Annotated in this window: 19 protein-coding genes and 1 tRNA gene; 12 read left to right on the plus strand and 8 right to left on the minus strand. The window is 35.7% G+C overall.

Translation table 11 applies throughout. The features are described from left to right. Positions 1-40: 40 nt before the first annotated feature. Together ACHZAX_RS17180 and ACHZAX_RS17185 are read right to left on the minus strand one after the other, a co-directional pair. Positions 41-790, minus strand: coding sequence for a Bax inhibitor-1/YccA family protein (locus ACHZAX_RS17180; protein WP_320019959.1), 750 nt, complete (start codon positions 788-790; stop codon positions 41-43). Between the two features lie 129 nt (positions 791-919). After that, on the minus strand, positions 920-1,594 hold the full coding sequence (locus ACHZAX_RS17185) for a DNA alkylation repair protein (RefSeq protein WP_320019960.1): 675 nt from the start codon (positions 1,592-1,594) through the stop codon (positions 920-922). 135 nt (positions 1,595-1,729) lie between these two features. Between ACHZAX_RS17185 and ACHZAX_RS17190 the strand changes: the two genes are divergently transcribed. Beyond that, positions 1,730-1,805, plus strand: a tRNA-His gene (locus tag ACHZAX_RS17190). 526 nt (positions 1,806-2,331) lie between these two features. Here the strand turns inward: ACHZAX_RS17190 and ACHZAX_RS17195 are convergent. Then, a complete protein-coding gene (locus tag ACHZAX_RS17195) occupies positions 2,332-2,601 on the minus strand; it encodes a hypothetical protein (protein ID WP_101308063.1) in 270 nt (89 codons plus the stop codon). Positions 2,602-2,743: 142 nt separating this feature from the next. Here ACHZAX_RS17195 and ACHZAX_RS17200 point away from each other — a divergent pair, with 142 nt between their 5' ends. Beyond that, entirely contained in the window at positions 2,744-3,136 is a 393-nt protein-coding gene (locus ACHZAX_RS17200) for a terminase gpP N-terminus-related DNA-binding protein (RefSeq protein ID WP_156195621.1), read from the plus strand. Between the two features lie 360 nt (positions 3,137-3,496). Here the strand turns inward: ACHZAX_RS17200 and ACHZAX_RS17205 are convergent, their stop codons facing one another. Together ACHZAX_RS17205 and ACHZAX_RS17210 are read right to left on the minus strand one after the other, a co-directional pair. Continuing rightward, the gene (locus tag ACHZAX_RS17205) at positions 3,497-3,721 is read right to left on the minus strand and encodes a helix-turn-helix domain-containing protein (RefSeq protein ID WP_101308061.1); all 225 of its coding nucleotides are present in this window, start codon (positions 3,719-3,721) and stop codon (positions 3,497-3,499) included. A 12-nt stretch (positions 3,722-3,733) separates the two neighbouring features. Beyond that, positions 3,734-4,372 carry a DUF2975 domain-containing protein gene (locus ACHZAX_RS17210; protein WP_101308060.1) on the minus strand — a complete coding sequence of 213 codons (639 nt, stop codon included), beginning with the start codon at positions 4,370-4,372 and terminating at the stop codon, positions 3,734-3,736. A 380-nt stretch (positions 4,373-4,752) separates the two neighbouring features. Between ACHZAX_RS17210 and ACHZAX_RS17215 the strand changes: the two genes are divergently transcribed. The 10 genes from ACHZAX_RS17215 (at position 4,753) to ACHZAX_RS17260 (ending at position 17,076) form a co-directional block, all read left to right on the plus strand. Further along, positions 4,753-5,259 (plus strand): YkgJ family cysteine cluster protein, encoded by a 507-nt coding sequence (locus ACHZAX_RS17215; RefSeq protein WP_101308059.1) that lies wholly within the window; start codon positions 4,753-4,755, stop codon positions 5,257-5,259. Positions 5,260-5,314: 55 nt separating this feature from the next. Continuing rightward, positions 5,315-6,340, plus strand: a complete 1,026-nt coding sequence (porQ, locus tag ACHZAX_RS17220; protein WP_320019961.1) for a type IX secretion system protein PorQ — start codon at positions 5,315-5,317, stop codon at positions 6,338-6,340. 148 nt (positions 6,341-6,488) lie between these two features. After that, on the plus strand, positions 6,489-7,181 hold the full coding sequence (cmk, locus tag ACHZAX_RS17225; protein ID WP_320019962.1) for a (d)CMP kinase: 693 nt from the start codon (positions 6,489-6,491) through the stop codon (positions 7,179-7,181). A 23-nt stretch (positions 7,182-7,204) separates the two neighbouring features. Beyond that, positions 7,205-9,052, plus strand: a complete 1,848-nt coding sequence (gene pfkA, locus ACHZAX_RS17230; RefSeq protein ID WP_101308056.1) for a 6-phosphofructokinase — start codon at positions 7,205-7,207, stop codon at positions 9,050-9,052. A 95-nt stretch (positions 9,053-9,147) separates the two neighbouring features. Further along, a complete protein-coding gene (gene priA, locus ACHZAX_RS17235) occupies positions 9,148-11,622 on the plus strand; it encodes a replication restart helicase PriA (protein WP_101308055.1) in 2,475 nt (824 codons plus the stop codon). A gap of 137 nt (positions 11,623-11,759) precedes the next feature. Next, on the plus strand, positions 11,760-12,761 hold the full coding sequence (locus tag ACHZAX_RS17240) for a bifunctional heptose 7-phosphate kinase/heptose 1-phosphate adenyltransferase (RefSeq protein ID WP_218972978.1): 1,002 nt from the start codon (positions 11,760-11,762) through the stop codon (positions 12,759-12,761). 215 nt (positions 12,762-12,976) lie between these two features. Then, positions 12,977-13,780, plus strand: coding sequence for a ParA family protein (locus ACHZAX_RS17245; protein ID WP_101308054.1), 804 nt, complete (start codon positions 12,977-12,979; stop codon positions 13,778-13,780). 15 nt (positions 13,781-13,795) lie between these two features. Further along, positions 13,796-14,674: a ParB/RepB/Spo0J family partition protein gene (locus ACHZAX_RS17250; RefSeq protein WP_320019963.1), complete on the plus strand. Its 879-nt coding sequence runs from the start codon at positions 13,796-13,798 to the stop codon at positions 14,672-14,674. Positions 14,675-14,703: 29 nt separating this feature from the next. Then, on the plus strand, positions 14,704-15,363 hold the full coding sequence (locus ACHZAX_RS17255; protein ID WP_143470804.1) for a DUF5683 domain-containing protein: 660 nt from the start codon (positions 14,704-14,706) through the stop codon (positions 15,361-15,363). 9 nt (positions 15,364-15,372) lie between these two features. Further along, positions 15,373-17,076 (plus strand): lytic transglycosylase domain-containing protein, encoded by a 1,704-nt coding sequence (locus tag ACHZAX_RS17260; protein WP_320019964.1) that lies wholly within the window; start codon positions 15,373-15,375, stop codon positions 17,074-17,076. A gap of 383 nt (positions 17,077-17,459) precedes the next feature. Here ACHZAX_RS17260 and ACHZAX_RS17265 read toward each other — a convergent pair whose 3' ends face one another. From ACHZAX_RS17265 to ACHZAX_RS17275, 3 genes are read right to left on the minus strand one after another with little or no spacing between them, the layout of a single operon-like run. Next, positions 17,460-18,974: a GldG family protein gene (locus tag ACHZAX_RS17265; RefSeq protein ID WP_320019965.1), complete on the minus strand. Its 1,515-nt coding sequence runs from the start codon at positions 18,972-18,974 to the stop codon at positions 17,460-17,462. 10 nt (positions 18,975-18,984) lie between these two features. Then, positions 18,985-19,704 (minus strand): ABC transporter permease subunit, encoded by a 720-nt coding sequence (locus ACHZAX_RS17270; protein ID WP_101308049.1) that lies wholly within the window; start codon positions 19,702-19,704, stop codon positions 18,985-18,987. Positions 19,705-19,710: 6 nt separating this feature from the next. Beyond that, positions 19,711-20,640, minus strand: coding sequence for an ABC transporter ATP-binding protein (locus tag ACHZAX_RS17275; protein ID WP_320019966.1), 930 nt, complete (start codon positions 20,638-20,640; stop codon positions 19,711-19,713). Positions 20,641-20,731 lie beyond the last annotated feature (91 nt).

Genomic DNA, 20,731 nt, shown 5'->3' on the forward strand with positions numbered 1-20,731 from the left:
TTTAATTTAAGTTTTGTAATTTGGGGTTTCAATGTAAATTTTATCGTCTTGCCAATTTCGAGAGCAATCTCAACAATTCAACATACAACCAAACCAATGTTACCATCAGCCCAAATGCACCATACCACTCCATATATTTTGGAGCTCCGGATTGGGCACCTTTTTCAATAAAATCGAAATCTAAAACCAGATTAAGTGCAGCTATAACAACAATAAACAGGCTGATCCCAATACTTAGTAAATCAGAACCATTTGCGATATTTAAGCCAATGCCAAACATGCTCAAAATCCAGTTCAACATGTAAAATATAAAGATACCACCTGTAGCAGCAATAACTCCAGACTTAAATTTTTCTGTTGCTTTAATTAATCCTGATTTATAGGCAAAAAGCATTGCAAACAAAGTGGCAAATGTTAAGCCAACCGCCTGCACTACAATACCAGGATAGGCCGAATTCATCATTGCTGATAAACCTCCCAACATTAAACCTTCGGCTAAAGCATAAAAAGGAGCTGTGTAAGGAGACCAAGCCGGCTTAAAAGCAGTAGCAACAGCAAGAATTAAGCCTGCAATAGCTCCACCTATTAACCACGGCATTACCACCGATGAATCCATAGAATCATTGTATAATCCCCATGTATAACTTGCTGCAGCTACAAGGAAAAACAGTAACAAACCAACTTTATTTACGGTTCCGTTTACCGTCATTGCTTCACTGTACGATCCACTTCTTGAAGCGTAAAAAATCTTTTCGCTTAGAACAGGATTTGAACTTTTTGTATATCCCATATGTGTTAACTATTAATCTTTAAAATCTATTCTTAAATGTTGCAAAAATTTGTCTCAAATTTACTTTGTTTAATTTTCTTTTCCTAGATGTGAATGCCATATCACATCATAAAATATCTTAAAAAACACTTACAAATTAAGTTCATATTGAAGATCAGCCCAAATCTCTTTCCAATCCTCATCCTCTCTCTTTAATTCGCAAACCAAAGCAACAAGCTTATTTACAACAACATCTCCTCTTCGGGCAATTTTTCCCAAGGCTCTTTTTACCTGATTCAAAAAGTAAGCATCCTCGAATTTCTTTGGAAGCATTTCTATAAAATCGATGAACAGCCTGTCACTCTCCTCATTTTTATCCATTGCCAGGCGTCCAACAACCATTACTGCACACACCTGTTTTGAGGCATCCTCACTTTTCACCCACTCTTTAACAAGCTCTTTTATATTAGGCAGATACTGAAAAAGATTCATACTTGCCTGCTCCAATAATTCATTTGAATCCATCTCGGCGAACCAACGCTCTAACTGATCTCCTGTCACTTTTTCCGGTTCTTCGAGAAGAGTTGCCACAATTTTCGATTCGCGAAAACCTTTTGTCCACAATTTATGCGCTAAAAGATGATCCTTCTGATAATCTTTCCCAATTTCCCGCAAATTTACAATTGTTGCTCCCAATGATTTTGGGTATTTCAATCCAAATTTTTTCATTTCATGATGTGTCTCACCATTACGAAGAATTTGAATTTTCTTGAAAATTTCCTGAAACAATTCTTCTGTTTCTTTTCTATCGATAAAAAAATCCATTTTACTAAAATTAGTTAACTGCCTGCAAAGGTAGAGTTTATAATCCTTTCAGAATATATTTTTATATTTTTTTCATTAAACACTTGGATAATAATTAAAGATTTCTCTATATTTGCACCGCATTAGAGCAAAAATGGTGATTGTAGCTCAGTTGGTTAGAGCGCTGGATTGTGGTTCCAGAGGTCGCCGGTTCGAGACCGGTCTTTCACCCAAAGTAAAACGCAAATAACAGTATTCCTGTTGTTTGCGTTTTTTATTTTTTGCCCGTTACAGATCTCGTACCAAAAAATGGGACAAGAGGAAAAGTTGAGGGATTTAATTTTAAGTATTTTTTATCGTCAAAAAAAACTCAACATATCTATACTAAAATCTATCTAGAACAACACAAAAGGTAATTGTTTTGAAATCAGGTAATTATAGTCACTTCTGTTAAAAACTCATCCTACAACTCCAGAAACGAAACCTGTAATTGTTAAAATAATATTTCATCGGAATTCTCTCGCTACACTTCTACATTGTCTTTTGTTATTGGCAAGAAATTGAAGAATTCAATGATAAAGTCCAAGAATAAGATAACCAAACCCAATATACAGCCAACAATAATATCACAAAAAATAATACAACCAAGAGTCTGTCAATCATTTTGGCTCTTGTACTAAAAACATCATAATTATTCATCTTAATCATACTTACATTACAAAAACACGAAAAAAAGCAAAAGTGCGATTTTTAATTTCTCAGTCATGTTCTACATTAAACAACTCTTTTTTATTTATTGGCCTGGGTGGAGTATTATATAAATCTTCAGGATTACATTCAAAAAAATCAGCAAGCCTTATAATTACTTCAGAAGGAAAATCTTTTGATGAACCCTCCGGCGCATTAAGAATTCTGCTAACATGCTCTCTTGTTCTACCCATCATTAGTGCAATTGCTTTTCTGAGCGCAGCTCCTTCCTTGGCTTTTAAATTCCCCAATCGATCATTGATGTTAAATTTTTTTTGCATTGAATACCGCTATTTTAAAACTATTGCTTAATTTGTGCGCTAGAGATCACATAACTCTTATTCTATTTCATAATAAAGATTATAAATTTCACAAAGCTGTCCAAATTAAATAGACACTTTTTGATTAAATAATTCACACCTCATGTCAAAAGGCGATATTATAAAAACATTAATTACGGAATCGGGGTTGCCAATTACTGAAATTGCAAGAAGAATTAATGTTGACAGGCGAACAATATATGCCTATATGAAGAAAGACAATTGGAAACCTGAGACCTTAAAACAGATTTCAATTGCCTGTAATAAAGATGCCAACTATTTGCTAAAAAAAATATTGGACAGCAACACTAAGCAAGGAGAAGACAAACAGATAAAAATAGAAGAACCAGATGTAATTTATCACAATACAAAAAAAATAAACGATCTTTTAAACGAAAATGCAGTCCTCCTGCACAAATTGGTAGAATTACAGGAGAAACACATTTTACTGCACGAGGAGTATTTACAATTAAAAAAAAACAATTCCGCCAAGTAATAATTCGCACAGACCATTTCCTCTAAATTCAATTCTAAAACAGATATTTTAGAAACTCAACACATTGAAAACATTAGTCTGAAAGAGATTATTAATTACATCGAGGCAACCAACAACAACTCCACCTACGCTTAGGACTTAAAAATTTTAACTGACTCAAACCTGACAGACATATTTTTTAGACATAAGAATATTGGAGCTATTGCAAACACCAATTATGAATCTCGTAAACAATTATAATTTTATTGCAGAATCTCTTACCAACAACAAACCTGCAGAAACGGCTTAAAGCTAATTTTTTAGTTTTTATTCGAAAAATAAAAATCACGTAAATTCCATCAATGAAAATTTCAACCCATATTAATTTGGGGAATTATCTTCACACGGTATATAATCCAAAATATCAGCTGGTTTGCAATGGAGTTCCCGACAAATAGCTTCCAATGTAGAAAAACGAATGGCTTTCGCTTTACCACTCTTCAGAATAGATAAATTGGCTACCGTTATCCCAATTCGATCTGCAAGCTCTTTCGAACTCATCTTTCGCTTGGCCAGCATCACATCTAAATTTGTTATTATAGGCATAATTGAAATTCCTTAGATGACTAAATCACTTTCTTCTTTCATTTCAATTCCTGCTTTATACACTTGAGCAATTGCAAGAACTATCAAAGCTGGAAAAATCCCAAACAATACACTAAAATCAGGATTAACATGTATTGCTATATCCATAACATGCAGGTCTTTCAAAAAAAGATATGAATAAATAGTGGATTCAATAAACATATAAATACAAAAAATAATTAAAACTAGCCCAACCCTCTTAATTCGAGTGTAATTTTTACGAACAAAGAACAGATTACTCTTTGAAGCCAATGATATTGATTCAAACACCTCCTTTAATTGCCTTGTTAAGAACACCGCAACACCAAACAACATAAACTGATCTAACCAACTTAGAATCCAATAACTTAGATTATCTATTTCAAGAACACGTGGCAAAATATAAAACTCACCCACACCATTAAACTTACTACCATCAAGCATTGTAAAACTAGTCGGAAGTTCTACAAAACTTGAAATAACCTTAAATCTCATTTCTACCGCTCCATCCCAATCAAAAATTAAATCCATAAAAAATGACAACACAGCACCAACCAAGCCTAAAAGACTGATTATGTAGAATAAATAAAAAGATGATGCTAAATGCTTTAAAACTCTTCGGTTACTTTTCATAGCAATAATATATTAAATAATGAACATACGAATTTAAGAAATATATTTCTGTTTTACAACTATTTATTATCGTTTATCAGTAATTTGTCATTAAAATACAAGCACAATGCTTTTTAATTTAACATGCCACTACATTAAATGCGCAACCAAAAGCCAAAGAGTAAATTACCTTACCACAACCTAAGCTATTCGCATCCGCTTCGGCTTACATCTCATTAGAATTACTAAAACCAATAATCTCATCCATGTAATTCCGATTTTTACGGCTATTTTTGTACTCATTAAAATTCTCAATTTCCAAAGAAGAGTTGAGATATCTATTATTAGCGGATTATTTCTCTCGCAAACGAAACTGAAACTTCAAAAAATAGAATTAGATAATGGGCAAAATAAAGATCGATTTGGAGTTGTTGAAGCAGAATGCAAAAAATACCGAAACTGCTACCAAAGAATTATTCACCAGACTTAAAAAAAAGAAACCCAAACAATTGGATTCTATTGTTCACACACTTCATGATGAAGTATTCGAAGATCTGGATTGCCTGGAATGTGCCAATTGCTGCAAGAGCATTAGTCCGATTGTTATCGATAAGGACATTGAACGCCTGGCAAAACAGTTTAGAATGAAACCTTCCGAGTTCATCAATCAATATTTATATATGGACAATGAAAACGATTATGTGTTTAAGGAAACCCCTTGTCCGTTTTTGATGCCAGACAATTACTGCATGGTTTATGAAAATCGTCCCCGTGCCTGCCGCGAATATCCGCATACCGATCGCAAACGCTTTTATCAAATACTCGATCTTACATTAAAAAATACACATTACTGTCCTGCAGTTTACGAAGTAGTCGATCGCCTTAAAAAGAAAAAAGAACAACTGTAAGCAAGAATCTTTTCATTCGGATTTCTATCTTTAGGATGCCTAAGCCATCAATTCTATGAATAAAACAGCAATTCTAATCGTCATTTCTCTTCTTGCAAGTCTTACGCTGAAAGGCCAAAGTGGTGGAGAAAACATATACGAATTCCTGAATTTAGGAAGTTCAGCCAGAGTTGCTGCCATGGGAGGAGATCAAATTGCATTAAGCGATGTTGATGCAGATTACTCTTTTTACAATCCTGCAGCCCTCCATCCCGATTTGGATCAAAAAGTGGCATTGAATTACGTAAATTACCTAACTGATATCAATTACGGATACGCTTCCTACACCAAAGATTACGCTAAAATCGGCACCTTTTCATTGGCAATGCATTACGTAAATTATGGAAAATTTACCGAAGCAAACGAATTTGGAGAAATAACCGGCAATTTTAAAGCTTCCGATTACGCGCTGATTATTAGTTATGGCAGGCAATTGAATAAGAATATTCGTGTGGGAGCTTCAATTAAACCAGTTTATTCGGCCTTGGAAAAATACAGCTCTTTTGGTTTGGCTGCCGATTTGGCCTTGATCTACGACAGTTCCGATGAACTATTCAGAGCCTCGATTGTGGCACGAAATTTTGGTTATCAGATAAAAGCTTACTACGGATCGCATCGGGAAGATCTTCCGAATGAAGTATTAATTGGAATGAGCACTAAACTGCAGCATGCTCCTTTCCGTTTTGCAATCAACTACCGCCATCTTGAAGAATTTGATCTGACTTACGAATCCGAATTAAATAGCACTGACGATTCTTTTTCAAAATCAGGCAAAGACAGTTTCTCCGACAAAGCTCTGAAACACTTTATTTTAGGTACAGAGTTTTTGCCATCGAAGAACTTTAGTATTCGGCTGGGGTACAACTTTCAGCGAAGAATGGAACTTAAAGTTGATGAAAAAACTTCGACTGTTGGATTCACCTGGGGATTTGGAGTTAAAGTATCGCGTTTCCAGGTTAGTTTTGCCTCGGCAAAGTATCATTTGGCAGGTGCAAGCAATCATTTTTCAATCAGCACCCGATTAAGCGACTTTAATTTCTAAAAAAAATAATTCAAATTGCGCATTTCAATCGTTTACAGGAGACTATAATCTTTTACACCCCCTATTTTTAGTTCCAAATCTCATATTTTGATCGATTTTCTTTATACTTTTGTACCCAATTGCACAAAAAAATCGAGCAATAAATAGAATGGATATACCTGAAAAGAAACTAATTATAGCAATCGACGGACATTCGTCGTGCGGAAAAAGTACTGTTGCCAAGGATTTGGCAAAAAAAATTAAATACACTTATATTGATAGTGGCGCAATGTACAGAGTGGTTACTCTGTTTGCCATGAGAAACAACTTAATTTCCGGCGACAAAGTAGATGAAAATAAGCTGGCTCATTTAATCGATCAGGTAAACATCTCTTTTCAGTACAATACTGAAAAACAGCGTCACGAGACTTATTTAAATGCTGAGTTGGTTGAAGATGAGATTCGCCAAATGGCTGTTTCGAACAACGTAAGTCTGATTGCGAAAATCAAATTTGTGCGTGAGAAAATGGTGGCTTTTCAGCGTGAATTAAGCAAGGAAGGTGGAGTTATAATGGACGGCAGGGATATTGGAACTGTGGTTTTCCCAAATGCCGATTTAAAAATATTTATGACTGCCGATGTGGAAATAAGAGCCATTCGCCGTTATAAAGAACTAAAAGATAAAGGAGAAAACATTTCATTGGACGAAATCAGAGAAAACGTTTCAAAAAGAGATTTTATCGATGAAAACCGCGATGAAAGTCCGCTCCGAAAAGCTGAGGATGCAATTGTACTTAACAACAGCCATTTGACTCCGGACGAACAATTGGATTGGATTGTTGATCGCATGAATGAGCTGTAAGTAATCAACAGACAGGATAAAAAATGAATATTGAAATTGATCCTAACGCCGGATTCTGCTTTGGTGTTGTAAATGCCATAAATAAAGCGGAAGAAATACTGAAAGAGGACAATCAACTCTTCTGTATTGGTGATATCGTTCACAACAATATCGAAGTTGATCGTCTTAATGCTCAAGGGTTACAAGCCATCAATCACGATCAGTTTTCGAAACTATCAGGAAAAAAAGTTTTATTTAGAGCACATGGAGAGCCTCCAACCTCTTACGAAACAGCAAAAAATCAAAATATTGAAATTATTGATGCTTCGTGCCCGGTAGTTTTAAACCTGCAAAAAAAGATAAAAAAAGCATACCGGGAGATTAAGAAGTCAAACGGTCAAATAATTATATACGGTAAAAAAGGTCATGCCGAGGTAAATGGTTTAGTCGGTCAAACCGAAGGCAAGGCAATTGTTGTTGAAAATACAGATGATTTAAAATTGGTGAACTTCAGCTTGCCGGTTGTTCTGTTTTCGCAAACAACAAAAACCATTTCAGGCTTTGCCGAAATTTCAGAATATCTGAAAAAAGAATGCAAAAACAGCCTTAGCATTAATGATACAATTTGCAGGAAGGTATCGAATCGTGTTCCCTTACTTAAGGATTTTGCAGGCAAACACGATGTGATCATTTTTGTGAGCGGAAAAAAAAGTTCGAACGGAAAATTACTGTTCGATGTCTGTAAAAGAACAAATCGGAACAGTTACTTTATCACTTGCCCTGATGAGTTGAATATGGACTGGTTTGCGAATGCGAAATCGGTTGGTGTAAGCGGAGCAACATCCACTCCCACCTGGCTGATGAATGATACAATTGAAAAAATAAAACTTGAAAATAAAAACGATTTAAGCATGTCTAAAATTAAGAAAATTGGAGTTTTAACTTCAGGAGGCGATGCTCCGGGAATGAATGCAGCCATCAGAGCTGTTGTTCGTGCTGCTATCTATAACAAAATTGAAGTTGTAGGTGTACTGCAAGGATACGAAGGCTTAATTCATGGTGATTTTAAGAAAATGAAATCTCATGATGTAAGCAACATTATTCAAAAAGGCGGAACCATTCTTCGTTCGGCCAGAAGTGAAGAATTCAGAACTGTTGAGGGAAGAAAAAAAGCACATGAGCAAATGATTGCCAATAAAATAGATGCTCTTGTGGTTATTGGTGGTGACGGTACATTTTCCGGAGCCCGAATTTTTACACAGGAATTTGATATCCCTGTAGTGGGAATTCCAGGTACTATTGACAATGATTTGTTTGGTACCGATTACACGATTGGTTACGACACGGCAATCAACACAGTAATTGACGCTGTTGATAAAATCCGCGATACTGCGAGTGCTCACAACCGTTTGTTCTTTATTGAAGTAATGGGCCGTGATGCTGGTTTTATTGCTTTGCGAAGTGGAATTGCAACAGGAGCTGAAGCTATTTTAATTCCTGAAAAAGAAACCCACACTCAGGAATTGCAAAAATATCTTGAAAAAGGATATAAAGAACACAAATCAAGTGGTATTGTAATTGTAGCCGAAGGTGACAAATCTGGTGGCGCTTACACAATTGCAAAGGAAATTGGAAAAGAACATCCTGAGTACGACATTAGAGTATCTGTTTTGGGACACATGCAAAGAGGTGGTTCTCCATCGGCTTTCGACCGTGTAACTGCATCTACTTTAGGTGTTGCCGCAGTTGAAGCCTTACTGGATGATCAAAAGAGTATTATGGTTGGAATTGTTAACGGTGAGGTTTCGCACGTTTCATTCAACAAAACCATTAAAAACAAGAAGAAAGTTAAGGATTCACTGATGAGTCTTAACGATATTCTTTCTATCTAAATTTTCTGAAAACGGTGGTTTTTGTTCATGCTTATTTTCCAGTTATGATGAGATTCTAATCAGAACTCATAACTTTGGGGAAAAAGAACACACGAATGAACAAAACTACCAAATTTGCAGATATCATACTGCCACTTCCATTGGCCCGGCTTTTTACCTACTCTATTCCCGAGGAACTAAAAGCTGATTTGGCCATTGGAAAAAGGGTAGTTGTTCCTTTCGGCAGTAAAAAGTTCTACACCGGAATTGTAAAAAACATTCACAACACAGCTCCTGCAGATTATTCAACCAAGGACATTATTACCTGTCTCGATGAATCTCCGATTATCAATTCATTTCAATTCAATTTTTGGGAGTGGATATCACAATATTACCAATGTACTTTAGGTGACGTTTTTAAAGCGGCACTTCCTTCAGGATTAAAGCTGGAAAGCCAAACAAAGATAACTGCAAACGAAGATTTTCAGACTTTGGAAGCTCTTAGCAAAACCGAGGAGCAAATTTTGAATGTACTAAAGCATTCAAAAGACGTGAATATTTCTGCCTTAAATCAGGCCACAGGATTAAAAAATACGCTTCCTCAAGTAAAATCACTACTCGAAAAAGGAGCCGTTTCCATCGAAGAACAAATTATTAACCATTACAAGGAAAAGAAAAAGGAGTTTGTTCGATTGGCATCTGATTTTAGCGAATCGGAAATGGGCGATCTGATTAATGACTTAAAAAGAGCAAAAAAGCAACAGGAGATACTCCTCTCCTATCTTAATCTTTCCAAACACTACTTCGAAGAAAATGCTCTAAAAGTTTCAGTCCCCGAACTTTTAAAGTCAACAGCAGCTTCCAAAAGCGTTTTAAAAAGTTTGGTGGAAAAAAGCATTCTTGAAATTTACCATGAGAAACTGGATAGAATCGATCTGTCGCATGCCGAAACTTCAGGACTTAAAGAATTGAATGAATATCAGGAAAAAGCAATTGCTGAGATCCGTGAAAACTTTGAAGAGAAGAACTGTGTACTGCTCCACGGAGTCACCTCAAGTGGAAAAACAGAAATATACATCCATCTAATTCAGGAGCAGTTACAACTTGGAAAACAGGTACTTTACCTGTTGCCGGAAATTGCTTTAACAACTCAGATCATCAATCGGCTGCGAACTGTATTTGGAAATAAAGTAGGAATCTACCATTCAAAATTCAACGATGCCGAACGGGTAGAAATCTACAACAATATCAATCAAAACAATCCTGATACTGCCTATCAGGTAATTTTAGGTGTTCGTTCATCAATATTTTTGCCTTTCAAAAATTTAGGCTTAATAATTGTCGATGAAGAACATGAAAACACGTACAAACAATTCGATCCGGCTCCACGATACCACGCACGAGATGCTTCTATTTATCTGGCTCATTTGCATCAGGCAAAAACTTTATTGGGCACTGCCACACCCGCAATAGAAACCTACTACAATGCCAAAACGGGCAAATACGGTTTGGTAGAATTGTTTCAGCGTCACCAGAATCTGGAAATGCCTGAAATAATTATTGCTGATGTAAAGGAAGCCAAACGGAAAAAACAGATGAAATCGATGTTCTCTCCTGAGTTGATGCAAATGATGGAGACTTGCCTGAAAAATAAGGAACAGATTATTTTATTTCAAAACAGAAGAGGATATTCACCCTATCTGGAGTGCAAAAGCTGCGGGTGGGTTCCTCATTGCCCAAACTGTGCTGTAAGCTTAACATACCACCGATTCAACAATCAGTTGGTTTGCCATTACTGTGCTCACAGTATTCATCCGCCAACCAGCTGTGAACATTGCAGTTCAACCGAAATTGAAGACAAAGGTTTTGGAACTGAAAAAATTGAAGAGGAATTAACGGGTTTCTTTCCTGATGCAAGAATTGCAAGAATGGATTTGGATACCACCCGAAAAAAGATGGCCTATGAAAAGCTCATTTACAAATTCGAAAATCAGGAACTCGATATTTTAGTGGGCACACAAATGGTTTCGAAGGGGCTCGATTTTGATAATGTGAGTTTGGTTGGTGTGCTAAATGCCGACTCAATGCTAAATTACCCGGATTTTCGTGCCTACGAACGGAGTTTTCAGATGATGGCTCAGGTTTCCGGACGTGCCGGACGAAAAAAGAAAAGAGGCAAAGTACTGATACAAACTTATACTCCCGAACACCCAATCATAAAAAATGTAATCGAAAACGATTATATTTCGATGTACTCCGATCAATTGGCAGAAAGAAAAGAATTTATTTATCCGCCTTTTTACCGCTTAATCAACATCTGTTTAAAACACAAAAACCAAACTCTGGTAAATCAGGCGTCAGAAACCTTGGCAAAATCTTTACGGAAAATTTTTGGCATTCGTGTATTTGGGCCTCAATCGCCTGTTATTAACCGAATTCAAAACTTATACATCGTTAACATCCTTTTAAAAATAGAGAAGAAAAGTTCCCCATCTAAAGCCAAATGGATTTTAAATCAACATGCAAATCATCTAAAAAGCATGGATCAATTTAAATCTATTCAAATTAATTTTGACGTCGATCCGATGTAAACGACATCGGTTTCAGGCATTTAAAATTTGTAATCGAACTTCCCAAATGTGTTAAAAATACATAAGGAATGTGCTAAAAATTCGCGAACACACGAATTTGTTTATCTTTGCTGACATAATTCAAAAACCAGGAAATAGTGAATAAAATTGAATTAGAACAAACATTCGAATCCTTCTCCAAATTAAATGTGCTGGTTATCGGCGACGTTATGGTTGACGCCTACGTTTGGGGTAAAGTAGATCGGATATCACCAGAGGCACCGGTACCAATTGTTTCTTGCGTTAAACACGAAAGCAGATTAGGTGGAGCGGCAAACGTAGCTCTAAACATCAAATCGTTAGGTGCAAGCCCTATTCTTTGTTCAGTAATTGGTGAGGATGAAAAAGGCAAAGAATTTCTAAATCTTTTAACTGAGATTGAAGAAGAGCAATATGGAATAGTTGTTAGCAACAAACGGAGAACAACGGTAAAAACGCGCTTCATAAGCAACAACCAACACCTTATTCGTGTTGATGAGGAAGATACTCATGAATTAGCGGATGAAATAGAAACTGAGTTTATTGATCACATCAAAAGCTTAATCGAGAAACATGAAATTCATGCGATTATTTTTGAAGATTACGACAAAGGTGTGATCACCAAAAACCTGATTGATGAAATCACCAATCTTGCTAACAGTAAAGCAATTCCTGTTTTGGCAGATCCTAAAAAACGTCATTACAACGACTATAAAAATGTAAGCCTTTTCAAACCAAACTTCAAAGAATTTGTGGAAGGTTCCAATCTTCTGCTTGAAAAAGGAGATATTCAAGGATTATTCGACGAAGCCAAGAAGTTTCAGAATAAGATGGGCATTAAAAAACTATTTATTACTTTATCAGAGTTAGGCGTTTTTATCAGCAATGAAAAAACCTACGAACACATTCCGGCAGTAGTTAGACAAATTGCTGATGTTTCAGGAGCCGGCGATACTGTAATCAGCGTTGCGGCCTTGTGTTTGGCCACCGGTATGAATGCAAGACAAATTGCTGCAATCTCGAACCTTGCAGGAGGAATTGTATGTGAAATTCCTGTTGTTGTACCTATTAACAAAGATCAACTTTTAGCTGAAAGCAGTAAGATAATCGACAAACTTTAGAAAAGCGTACAAGTTATTTTTCAATTATGAAAAGCGTTCATCCCCAAGGAGTTCTGTTTCCTTATGGTTTTAGCCTTGCAGCACTATAATATGTTGATAATTCTCTTGCATTTGTTACTATTTTAGATCGCTTCAAAATTTTAAATATGCTTTAAAATAGTATCTTTGGAACAAGTTCATTTTTATAATATAAAACCTTGTAATCAGAATTGTTTATGGCTAAAATAATTGCTCTGGCAAACCAAAAAGGAGGGGTTGGAAAAACCACTACAGCAATAAATCTTGCTTCAAGTCTTGCTGTTTTGGAGTATAAGGTTTTAATTGTCGATGCTGATCCGCAGGCAAATTCGACCTCAGGCATTGGCTTTGATGTTCGAAACATTGAAAAAAGCATTTACGAATGTATTGTTGATGGAATTGAACCTAAAGAAGCCATTTTGCATAGCGAGATTGAAGGATTTGATATTCTTCCTTCGCACATTGACTTGGTAGGTGCTGAAATTGAGATGTTGAATCTTGCAAATCGTGAGCAAATCTTATTGAAAGTTCTTGAAAAATTAAGTCCTGATTATGATTTTATTCTAATTGACTGTTCGCCTTCACTTGGTTTAATTACCGTGAATGCGCTGACAGCAGCTAATTCAATAATCATTCCTGTTCAGTGTGAATATTTTGCATTGGAAGGTTTGGGAAAACTTCTGAATACGATTAAAATTATTCAGAACCGTTTAAATCCGGATTTGGAAATTGAAGGATTTCTTTTGACGATGTATGATAGCCGTTTACGATTATCTAATCAAGTTGTAAGTGAAGTTAAAAAACACTTTCAGGATATGGTTTTCGAAACAATCATTCAGCGTAACACTAAGCTAGGTGAGGCTCCAAGTTACGGTAAACCAGCAATTCTTTACGATGCAGAATCGGCCGGAGCAGTTAATTACTTAAATTTGGCTCGTGAATTATTGAAAAATAATAACCTGACAAAAACAAACACCAAGGCAAAACTCATTAGCGAATAATATTGAAATAGTAAGATGGTAAAAAAGAGCGCATTAGGAAGAGGATTAGGAGCACTTATTAATGATATCGATGATGTTCAGGCAAGACCTGAAAAAGATTTAAGTAACGAAATCGAGATCTCAAAAATTGAAGCAAATCCCTATCAGCCAAGAACTAAATTTGATGAGGAAGCTTTGAATGAATTGGCTCAATCTATTAAAGAATTAGGAATTGTTCAGCCAATTACGGTTCGAAAAATTCATAATAACTCCTACCAGCTTATTGCCGGAGAAAGACGTTATCGGGCAGCTAAAATTGCCGGACTAACAAAAATTCCAGCTTACGTTCGATTGGCTGAAGATGATAAAATGCTGGAACTTGCCTTGGTTGAAAATATCCAACGTGAAGATCTTGATTCTATTGAAATTGCCATTAGTTACCAAAGATTAATTGAAGAGTGCAAACTGACACAAGAGAGTTTATCTGACCGTGTTGGCAAAAAACGCTCTACAGTTTCAAATTATTTACGACTCCTAAGACTACCTGCTGAAATTCAAAAAGGAATTCGCGAGAAAAAACTACTTATGGGCCATGCCCGCGCATTGGTAAATGTTGATGATCCAAGAACTCAACTGGAAATTTTTCAAGTAACCGTTGAAAATGATTTCTCAGTTCGAAAAGTTGAAGAATTGGTTCGTAATTTCAACCAAACAACTGAAGAAAAACCTGCTCTGGAGAAAGCGACAGCGCTTCCTAAAGAGTATGAATCTTTAAAAGATCACTTAGCCAATCATTTTAGTGCAAAAGTTGATCTTAAACGCACCAAAAACGGCAAAGGAAAAATCATTATCCCATTTACATCCGATGACGATTTAGAACGTATCCTAGCAGTATTGGATCAAATGAAATCATAAGTTAGTTGAAACTTTTAAAATTTTAAACATTGAATAATTTGCGCCTGGTAATTATCCTTGGGCTGATCTTTCTTATGCTTTTTGGCAAGTCAAACAATGCCATTTCTCAGCAATTAGTAGAAGCAGACACTGTAGCGGTAGAATCAATTGTTAAAGTTCATTCTCCTCATAAAGCAACCATGTACTCTGTTATATTTCCTGGTTTAGGACAAGCATACAACAAAAAGTACTGGAAGATACCTATTCTATACGCAGGGATTGGGGTAACAGTTTATGCCATTAACTGGAATACCAAAAATTATAAAAAATACAAAAGTGGCTTTAAAGATTTTTCTGAATTTTACGATTGGAAAGCTCTCTCTGAAGAAGAAAAACTAGTGACCGAAAAACCTACTGCGGATAGTTACCAGAAAATTCTGGAAAATGATTGGGAAGAAACGGATTCACGTACAGATACCTGGTTTAAAACCACTTTGCAAAATGGTAAAGACTCTTACAAGCACGATCGCGATCTTAGCTATATCATTTTGGTCGGAGTTTACGTACTAAATATTGTTGATGCTGCGGTTGATGCACATTTTACCAATTTTAATGTGAACAATGACTTGACTATTAAAGTAGAACCAGCGGTTAGTTATTCTGCTTTTTCGGGCAATTCTCTTGGCTTTAGATGCCAAATTACCTTTTAAAAAACAATGATGAAAAGAAAACAATATATTTTACCCCTTATTTTTTTAGGGACAGCATTTGCTTGCAGCACTACCAAACAGTCAAGTTCGGAACAAACATTCAAGACAGAATCTGAAATTGAACAAGTAACTCTTTCTGAAATTGACACCTTATCGAAAGTTGCAGAAAATGTAATTGAGGAAACTGAAAAGGACTCTTTGGATTTTCTGAAAATTAATCCGGTGGATGTTCGCTGGGATTTGAATGACAGTATCAATACAACCTTCTCAAACAACTTAGACAGTCTGCTTTATTCATGGTACGCAAAAAATACGTTTAAAACAAGAAAATACGTTCAGGACTCCATTTCGGTTCAAACAGAAAAAATTCCCGATTCCGTTTATATCAAACGATTGGAACAAATTCCTTCCATAATCGATTTATCTTACAATAAAATCGTGCGAAACTACATCGAATTGTATTCGCAAAGAAGAAGATCTCAGGTTGAAATGATGATGGGAATGTCAGAATATTATTTCCCGATTATCGAAGAGATTTTGGACAAAGAAGGTCTGCCTCAGGAATTAAAATATTTACCCATCATCGAATCGGCTTTAAATCCAAAAGCACTATCCAGAGCCGGAGCCAGTGGTTTATGGCAATTTATGTATGGAACCGGCAGAATGTATAAGCTTGACATTAATACTTTTATTGATGAGCGAAGAGATCCTGTAAAAGCCAGTTATGCCGCAGTAAAATATCTGAAGGATATGTACCGGGTTTACGGAAATTGGCATTTGGTAATTGCTGCCTACAACTGTGGCCCAGGAAATGTTAATAAAGCAATCAGACGAAGTGGCGGTAAGAAAAACTATTGGGATATCTATTTTCATTTACCAAAAGAAACAAGAGGATATGTACCTGCATTTATAGCCGCTCTTTATACTTTTAATTACCACAAAGAGCATCAGTTATTCCCGCAGCCATCAAATTTGCCTGTTGCATGCGACACATTGCTTATTAGTGAACAACTTCACTTTGATCAGGTTGCCAACGTAATCAACATTTCAAAAGAACAATTAAGAGAATTAAATCCTCAATACAGAGCTGATATTATACCTGCTAGTAAAAATGGTTATGCATTAAAAATCCCTCTGGAATACACCTCTAAGTTTATAGATAATCAAGACTCTGTTTTTGCTTACAAAAAGGAGTATTATTTTAGCATGAAAGATAAAGTGGTAAATCCTAATGACCGTTACCAAAAGTTTGCCCACGTTACACCCAAGGATAAAGCCAAGGTGTATTACAAAGTAAAATCGGGTGATGCCATAGGACTTATTGCTTCCTGGTTTCACGTTAGAACGTCGGATCTCAGATATTGGAATAACGTAAGAAGAAACTTAATTAAAGTTGGCCAAAAACTAGTGCTGTATGTTCCTAAAGGAAAAGAATCCTATTATAGTAGTTTCAATACAATGAGTTACAGTCAGAAACAAGCTACATTGGGCAAAACAGTTGCATCAACAACACAAACCAGTGCGAAATCAACTCCTACTGCTAACAGTAACGAATCATACATTTATTATACCGTGAAAAGAGGTGACAACTTCTGGACTATCGCCAAGAAATTTCCGGGCATTTCCAACTCCGACATTATGAAAATTAATAATATAAAAGATGATGGAAGTCTTAAAGTGGGGCAAAAATTGAAGATTCAACCCAAAAGCTAAAAATTAATCCTGTTAAAACAATATAAAATAAAAAAAACGAAGTACTTGCTTCGTTTTTTTTATGTTGTTTTATTAACAATACTAAATGTTTTATTAACAACGATTAGATGTCTTTATTTTAATTCCATTTAAATAACACTACTAAAAAGCGCTGTACATCCATATTTTGCAGACCAACAACATTTTTATCACAACAAACAATTCAAACATTAATCAAAAAATTTTGATCGGAAAGGAATATATAATTAAATTGCAATTAATAAATAAAATCAGACTCGATCTGACTTATTTATCCCGATTTATTGATATGCTAATAAGCTTCTGGTATATTCTTTCCCGGAATTGCCAGAAGCCGGGATAAAACAACTCTTCCTACACCCGTTCTACTTTATAAAACCGGGTTTCATTCTTTTAGTTCGCTTCCTTCGTCTTCTTTCAAAACGGAACAAACCATATGCAATTATTAGCACAAGTGGAAGTAAGAAATTAAGATATTTTAAAAAGAAAACTCTGGCATCGGTAATTTCTTTTATTGGGCGTGAAGAAACGCCTTTTGTTCTTAACGACATCAACCCGGTATCATCACTTAGCCAATCTACCGCATTCGCTAAAAAATTAATATTATCTCTCTGAATAGCAATTTTACTGGCACCTAAACCATTCACAATAAAATCTCCATCACCTACAACACAAATTCGCGCTTCTTTTTCACCACCCATATTTCCTCTTATTGTAGCCGCAACGGTTAAATCCGGATAAAGAAAATCCTGTGCACGCCATATTCTTCCAATATTAAAACTAATTGGTGCTTTTAATTTCCCCGAAATGTCGGATGTAAAGGCAAGAGGCTGATAGTTCATCGTACTATCACCTATGAAACTAATCGGGCTTGCAAACTGCAACACAACCGTTTCTATACCATCTGTAATAGTATGGTTTGAAAATTTTGATATCACAGGCAAAAAAGGAAAATTAATTTGCTGTGGATAGGAAAAATATCCTTGCTGCTGAACCGTTACGGTTCCACATTTTTTATCCACAATAAAAGAATCATCTACATACAAGCCTTTTGTTTGCAGCCATGTTTCCAAACCGGTATTTACCGAAACGCCAATTCCATCATTCAACATGCCGTTTACCCGCTCGATAGCTATAAATAAATTCCCACCGCCAGCTAAATATTTATCCAGACGTGATAATTGTGTTGATGAAATGGTTGCCATGGGCCCAATTAACATCAAAGACTTGTAATTCGAAAGATCAGGCTCAGATAACAAATGAATCTGCTTAACATCGTACAAAATGGATAGTTCGGCAATGGCCTGTTCCAATTTTCCAAGTGCAGGCTCACCGTGTCCAACAATGTAGCCAATTTTAGGTTTATCCTTAATGGTTAGTCTTTTAATTAAGGTAGACAAAGTATATTCCATAACTATTCCAGGTTTAATTAATGGAATAATTTCTGACTTATCTCCAACTTGAATAGACATTCCCAAAAAGACTCTTTGCACCTTAATCTGATCTTTTTCCCGAACTTCCAGCGGCACTGGATTGATTCCGGCCTCGATGGCCTCTTGTTCCAACTCCTCATTTACATTGGGGTTGATAAATTCAAAATCAATTTTCTTCTTACTGTAATTATTATATTCTGTTAAAAGGTTTTTCAGATCCTGTACCGTCCGGTTAACGTCCGGAGGCAGATTATCTGACACATACAAAGTTATTATAATAGGTGTCTCCACCTCTCTTAAAATACGTTTGGTTGATCGATCCAATGTATATCTCTTATCCTCGGTAAAATCAGCCCGAAAGAAAAAAACCGAAGAAATAAAATTCAGGATGATTAAAATTCCTGCTACAACTAAACTGCTATATATTATATTTTTTCTTTTAGTCATAAATCAGGATTTACAGATTGCGATTTGATAAAATCATTTTTGACGTAAAAAGACAGAAAAACACAAGAGAGAAGAAATAAATCAGATCTTTTGTATCAACAACACCTCTTGATATTGATTCAAAATGAGTTGAAAGACTCATATAACTAAAGAAACTCCCAAGGAAACCAACAAAATTCGAAGCCAACACATCAAAAATAATGTGAAAGAATATGCCTATAGATAAGGCTGTTAAAGAGGCAATTATTGGATTGGAGGCAATACAGGAGGCAAGCAATCCAATACTAATATAAACCATACTCATAAGCAATAAACCCACGTATCCCAATAAAATTGCCGAATGATCTACCGGACCAATTGCCCATAAAGTGAAATAATAAATTACTGTTGGAGCCAGAGCTATTGCAATTAGCAGCAAAGTGGACAAAAACTTACCAAAAATTAATTGCCAATCGCTCACGGGTTTAGTAAGAAGGAGCTCAAGTGTTCCTGCCTTTAATTCCCCCGCAATTGAACGCATAGTAAGAGCCGGAATAAAAATAAACAAACTCCAGTAAGCAACAGTAAAAAATGTATTGAGATTAGCTTGCCCTACAAAAAAGACATCTGCCCCGTAAATCCAAGTAAAAAAACCACTAAATCCTAAAAAAATAACGATTAATACATAAGCTGTTAATGAATCAAAAAAGGTGCTTAGCTCCCGGCTGGCAATGTGTAAAATCTGTTTCATAAAAATCTAATGAAGGGTTAATATCCGAAATATATCCTCCAGTTTTTTTTCTGTAGGGGTCAGCTCAGTAATGTAATAATTATTTCGAACACAGGTATCGAATATAGATTTAACCGATGTTGTATTGGGCAAAGACTGGATCTCAAACAATTGTTTATCAACATCAATAATATCAATAGAATCGATGGTTTCAATCTTAAATAAGGATTCAAAAATATGGTCAATATCGCCTCCTTGTACTCCCAATTTCAGGATCTCATTTCCCTGAGCTTGCTTCCTTAATTCTGCAGCGGTTCCGTCCACAACAATTCTACCATTATTAATGATTAAAATACGATCGCAGGTAGCTTCAACCTCTGCTAAAATATGAGAACTTAAGATAACCGTTTTTTCCTTTCCAATACGCTTGATAAGCTCCCGAATCTCAACAATCTGGTTTGGATCAAGCCCAGTTGTCGGCTCATCAAGAATTAAGATATCCGGATCATGAATTAAAGCCTGCGCCAACCCTACTCTTTGCTGATAACCTTTTGACAGCTCACCAATTAATTTGTGTTTTTCCCCTTCTAAACCACATGTCCGAATCATATCCAATATCCTTTCAGGAATAAGATATTTAGGTATCCCATGAATTTTCGCAATGAATTCCAGAAAATCGATAATGTTCATTTCCTGGTACAATGGATTATTTTCGGCCAGATATCCAATATTTTTCTTAATGATTTCGGGATGATCATGAATAGAGTAACCACCAACCAATATGTCTCCTTCTTCAGGTTTAATAAAACATGCCATTGCTTTCATGGTAGTGGTTTTTCCTGCTCCGTTAGGACCCAAAAAACCTAAAACCTCTCCTGCTTTCACACGAAAAGATACATTATCAACAGCCTTTTGAGGACCATATCTTTTGGTAAGATGTTCAACAACAATATCCATATACGAAAAATCTAATTGTATCTAACAAATTTAGAAAAAAGCCCATCTATCCAACTGAACTGTCAGCGATTTAACAATTATTAACAGTAAA

The organism is Labilibaculum manganireducens, from assembly GCF_963665805.2.
Taxonomy (GTDB): Bacteria; Bacteroidota; Bacteroidia; order Bacteroidales; family Marinifilaceae; genus Labilibaculum; species Labilibaculum manganireducens.